The organism is Mycobacterium rhizamassiliense, assembly GCF_900157375.1.
Classification (GTDB): Bacteria; Actinomycetota; Actinomycetes; order Mycobacteriales; family Mycobacteriaceae; genus Mycobacterium; species Mycobacterium rhizamassiliense.
In genome coordinates, this window is record NZ_LT721901.1 from 4,927,829 (window position 1) to 4,932,529 (window position 4,701).

General features: G+C 68.6%; 5 protein-coding genes. All 5 read right to left on the reverse strand.

All coding sequences use genetic code 11. From position 1 onward, the window contains the following. Positions 1-16: 16 nt before the first annotated feature. Positions 17-337 (reverse strand): STAS domain-containing protein, encoded by a 321-nt coding sequence (locus MRAB57_RS23670; protein ID WP_077090809.1) that lies wholly within the window; start codon positions 335-337, stop codon positions 17-19. Then, complete coding sequence (locus MRAB57_RS23675; protein ID WP_077089498.1) at positions 337-2,904, reverse strand: SpoIIE family protein phosphatase; 2,568 nt, start codon at positions 2,902-2,904, stop codon at positions 337-339. The genes MRAB57_RS23670 and MRAB57_RS23675 overlap by 1 nt, the downstream gene beginning before the upstream one ends. 72 nt (positions 2,905-2,976) lie before the next feature. Next, positions 2,977-3,717, reverse strand: coding sequence for an SDR family NAD(P)-dependent oxidoreductase (locus MRAB57_RS23680; protein ID WP_077089499.1), 741 nt, complete (start codon positions 3,715-3,717; stop codon positions 2,977-2,979). Positions 3,718-3,763: 46 nt separating this feature from the next. Further along, positions 3,764-4,111, reverse strand: a complete 348-nt coding sequence (locus MRAB57_RS23685; RefSeq protein WP_245835994.1) for a hypothetical protein — start codon at positions 4,109-4,111, stop codon at positions 3,764-3,766. Between the two features lie 38 nt (positions 4,112-4,149). After that, positions 4,150-4,623, reverse strand: a complete 474-nt coding sequence (locus MRAB57_RS23690) for a VOC family protein (RefSeq protein WP_077089501.1) — start codon at positions 4,621-4,623, stop codon at positions 4,150-4,152. Positions 4,624-4,701: the final 78 nt, after the last annotated feature.

The following is a 4,701-nucleotide window of genomic DNA, read 5'->3' on the forward strand; positions in this document are numbered from 1 at the left end:
CGACAACGAGACCGGGTTAGTCCGACGACGGTGCGCGTTCGACTGCGACCAATTCGGAAAGACCGCTGATGGCGAAAATCGGCATCAAGATGGGATGCGCGATGAGGTCGATGTGGTCGGCGCGGGTGTACAACGCGTTGATCGCCGCGCTGTCGAGATACTCCACGCCGCTGAGGTCGACAGTGAGCGTCTGTTTGTTGGTGACGGCTTCGGTCGTGGCGGTGGACAGGGCCTGATCGAATGCCTCGATATTGCTGAGGTCGATCTCCCCCGCCGCTATCAAAACGAGTTTCCCGTCAGTGCGGCGCACGGTGTCGAGCGTGAGCGACGTGGACATCATGTGATCCTCGTGGATAGGTGAACCGTAGTTCCATCGGTATCGGGATTGATTGTGACTTCGTGCATGAGCCCCCGCATGAGCGTGATGCCCCGGCCGCGGTGGGGGTTTTCCGCCGGTTGCGGGGTCTTCCACGAGCCGGTGTCGGTGATGGTCAACTGCACCTCGTCGAAAAGTGCGGTGGCGCCCAGGCTGACCGTTCCCTGCGGGCTCTGCCGGTGACCATGCTCGATCGCGTTGGCCACGGCCTCACCTGCGGCGATAAGCACGTTCATCGACTGGTCCGGGTCGATCCGGACTCTCGTCAACCACCTGCGCAGCGCGGTGCGGGCAGGGGCGAGCTGGCCGACGTCGGCGGGGAAGGTGAGCTCCAGCGGGGCGGGATGACGATAGAGCAAAAGTGCGACGTCGTCCTGGTAGCCGTCGCTCGGTGCGAGACCGGCCATGATGCTGTTGGCCAGGTCTTCCAGTGGGATGGCGAGGCCCTCCTGAACGAGGTCGGCGGCGCGCAAAATCCCGTCGTCCAGCGGAATGCGGCGGCGTTCGACCAGCCCGTCGGTGTAGAACAACAGGGTCGCGCGCGCCGGAATCGTCACCCGGGCCTCGGGGCGCGGCCGCAGGGGCCGTATCCCCATCGCGATGGTGTGGCCATCGTCGAGCAACTCCGTGGTGCCGTCGGAGTGGACGAGAATGGGCGGCGGGTGCCCGGCGCTGGAATAGACCAGTTCGCCGGTCTCCGGGTTGAGCACCGCGCAGACGGCGGTGGTGCATTGGGCTCCGGGCAGCCGCGCGGCGAAGCGGTCCATCCCCGTCAAAGCGGCGGCAGGGCTGGGGTTGTCGAACAACAGCGCGCGGCAGGCACTGCGCATCTGCCCCATGATCGTGGCGGCGGCGAGTCCGTGACCGACGCAGTCGCCGACGATCATCGCGATGCGCCCGTCGTCGAGGTCGACGACGTCGTACCAGTCCCCGCCGACCTGCAGCGGGCGGGTGGCGGCCTGATAGCGGACGGCGAATCCGTGCGGCAACTCGGCGGGACCGAGGATCGCGTGCTGCAGGGCCAGCGCGGTTTCGCGCTGCTGGTCGACCTGGTGCACCCGCTGTAGCCCCTGGCCGAGGCGGCCGGCCAGCACGGTGAGCAGGGTCTGGTCCTCGAGCGTGAAGGGCCGGTCGGGCGCCAGGTCGATCCAGACGACGAGCACACCCTCGGGGTGCTGCAGCGCGATGCTCGCCACCCCTTGTGTCCCCGTGTTCGGGGTGAGCAGGTCGCCGTCGGGCATCGCGCTGAGCGTCTGTCGCGTCTCGGCCGATATGTCGGCCCAGCGCACCGGGTCGCCGACCGCCACCAGGTCCGGTGCGCTCGACGTCGTCTCCGTGGAGGAGCTGTGCGTCGGGAAGGTGACGGCCAGCACCCGGCGCGCCCGCCACTGCCTGCGCAATTCTTCGGCGGCGGCGCGGACCGCCTCGTCGACGGTGTCCGCCTGGGCCAGTTCCTGGTTGAGCGCGTGTTCGCGGCCCGCCGTCAGCGCCAGCGCGATCGCGGCGTGGCGGGCGAAGTCGCTCACGAGGTCGAGGTAGTCGTCGCCGAACGCCGGCTGCCGCGGATGACGGGCGACCGCAATCACCCCCAGCACCGTGTCCTGCGCGATCAGCGGCATGACGATCGCCGGTCGATCGCCGACGTCGGTGAATCCCTCGATCGGATATTCGAAGGAATCGGTGATCAGCGGTAGGCCGCGGCGCGCGACACCGCCCGTGGTGGAGCCGTCCATCGGTACCCGCCGGCCGATCACCTCGGATGCGTACCGGCCCGCGGTGGCGGCCACGACCAGCGCGTCCACCTGCTCGGGGGGCAGATCGGGTTCGCTGGGAACGAGCAGGATCGCCTGCTCGGCGTCGGCCAACTCCAGCGCCCGGTTCACGATGAGCTGCAGCGGCCCCGTCTGTGGGTCGCCGGACAACAGCGCGGTGGTGATTTCGCGGCTGGCCCTCGTCCATTTCGTCGACTCGCGTTCCCGCTCGAAGAGCCGCGCGTTGTCGATGGCCGCCGCAGCCGCCGTGGCCAGGGCGCGCACGGCGCTTTCCTCGGTGTCGGTGAATACCCAGCCGGGCCGGTCGTCGGCCAGGTACAGACTGCCGAAGTCCGCCGCCCGCACGGTGATCGGTATGCCAAGCAGCGCCCGCAGCGGCGGATCGTGGGCGTGTAGCCCGCCGGCCTCGGGATGGGCCTTCAGATCGCCGATTCGGATGCCCGCACCCACGGGCAAATCGCCCAGCTGCCGTGCGGTGTCGTCGTCGATTCCCACGAGAATGAAAGAGACCAGGCTGCCGTCCGATGCGCGGATACCGAGCGCCCCATAGCGGGCCCCGGTCAGCTCCATCGCTCCGCTGACGATTCGACGCAGGGTGACGTCCAGGTCCAGATCGGAACCGATCTCGACGATGACGCGCACCAGCCGTTCCATGTCGTCGCGGGCCGCCACGGAGTCGTCGAGTTGCTCCTGCACTCCGCCCGCCGGCTCCTGGCGGCCCCGCGAGGTGAACGCGGACCTATCGTCGTCGGCCATAGTTATCCAACGTAGTGGTCCGCGTTCGGTGCGTGGCCAATTGGGCGCGTTTGCGGCATGCCCGACCGCCGCCTAACCCGCGCCTTTGCCATTGTCGACCCGATAAACGGCGCCGTGGATCACCGCCGCGGCGTCGCTGGCGAGGAACGCGATGACGTTCGCGACGTCGAGGGGCTGCATCATTCCGCGCGGCGAGGCCGTGCGCATGATGAGGTCGAAGTTCGGATTCTCCGGCGCGCTGAACTGTTCGATTTGCGGTGTCAGCATGCCGCCCGGGCACACCGCATTGACCCGCAGCCGATCCGCGGTGTATTCGACCGCCATGGCGCGGGTAAGCCCGACGAGTCCGTGCTTGGCGGCGCAGTAGCCCGCCGAGTACGCCTGGCCTTCGACGCCGGCGATCGAGCCGACGTTGACGATGTTGCCGCCGCGTTCCAACAGATGCGGCAATGCGGCCCGGCACAGGAAGAACGGCCCGTTCAGGTTGACCGCGAGGTCCTCCGCCCACTCGTCGTCGGTCAGCGATTCCGTGCGGCGCATCTGGTGCTTGCCGGCGACGTTGACCAGGACGTCCAGCCCGCCGAACTCGTCGACGCACCGCTGCACCGCGTCGCGGCATGCCTGCGGCGACGCGACGTCGACCGAGGCATAGGCGCCGCCCTCGACGTCGGCGAATACCTCGGCCAGGCGCCCGGTGTCGCGGCCTATGCCGAAAACCGTTGCACCCTGCCGGGAAAACAGCCTGGCCGTCTCGGCGCCCAGGCCCGACGACGCGCCGGTTACGAACGCGACCTTGCCTTGCAGTGCAGTCATGCGTCGTATCGTGCCAATTCGTCGCGTGGCGGTTACCGCCAGGGCGTCACAAGCTCCGTCCGGCCAACCGCACCCGCCGCACCACGACGGCCCCGCCGCGCAAAAGCTGCAGCGGCGCAACGGTTCTCGACTGCGGGCTATCCAGCACGCCGGAGAGCACCCGCTGGAACGCGAACCTGCGCCGGATCTGGCGCGCGGCCACGGCGACGAGCAGGCCGATCGCCAGCCTGCCCAGGGCGACCCGGCTCGTTCGCCGCTTCCAGGTAGGCGGTGTCGAGGCCGCGCGCCGGCCGGCGCAGTAGCCGAAACAGGCCGCGGCCGCGAGCGCGCACATCGCCAGCAGCAGCACGGTCATGATGGACAGCGTCCTTGCTCGCCATCGCGACAAGGTCACACGCGGGACACACCTCGGCCACCAACGGCCCGCGCGCCCTAGTTGCCGTAGCCCCACATCTGGGCCGAGGTCCGTTCTCCGTTGGGGTAGGACACGAATTCGATCGGCGTGCCGTCGGGGTCGCGGATGAAGAACATGCGCACGCCGCCGATGTCCACGGGCTGCTGTTCGGGCTGTAGTCCGGCGGCGGTGATTGCGGCCACGGCGGCGTCGATGTCGCTGACGCTCAGCGAGATGTTGGTGTAGCCGAGCGTGTTTTCGGGGCGCCGCGCGAAGTCGCGGTGTGTGAACTCGAGCAGTTCCACGACCGTCCCGCCGAGCATTCCGCCGATCATCCGGCCACGTGCACCGGCCTCGCCCGTCACGACTTCCATTGGCGGCCCTTCCAATTCGATGTCGAAGAAGACGTCGAGCCCGAGCACGTCACGGTAGAACCGCAGCGAGGCCTCCGCGTCGGACACCGCGATGCAGACATGGGAGAAGCCGACGATTCCGATCGGGTGCTGCGTCATGCGGAGGTCTCCTGGCTCGCCAACGATGGGTGTCCAGTATGCGACCGCGCGCACCGACGCAGTGCGCTTTCCGTCCGG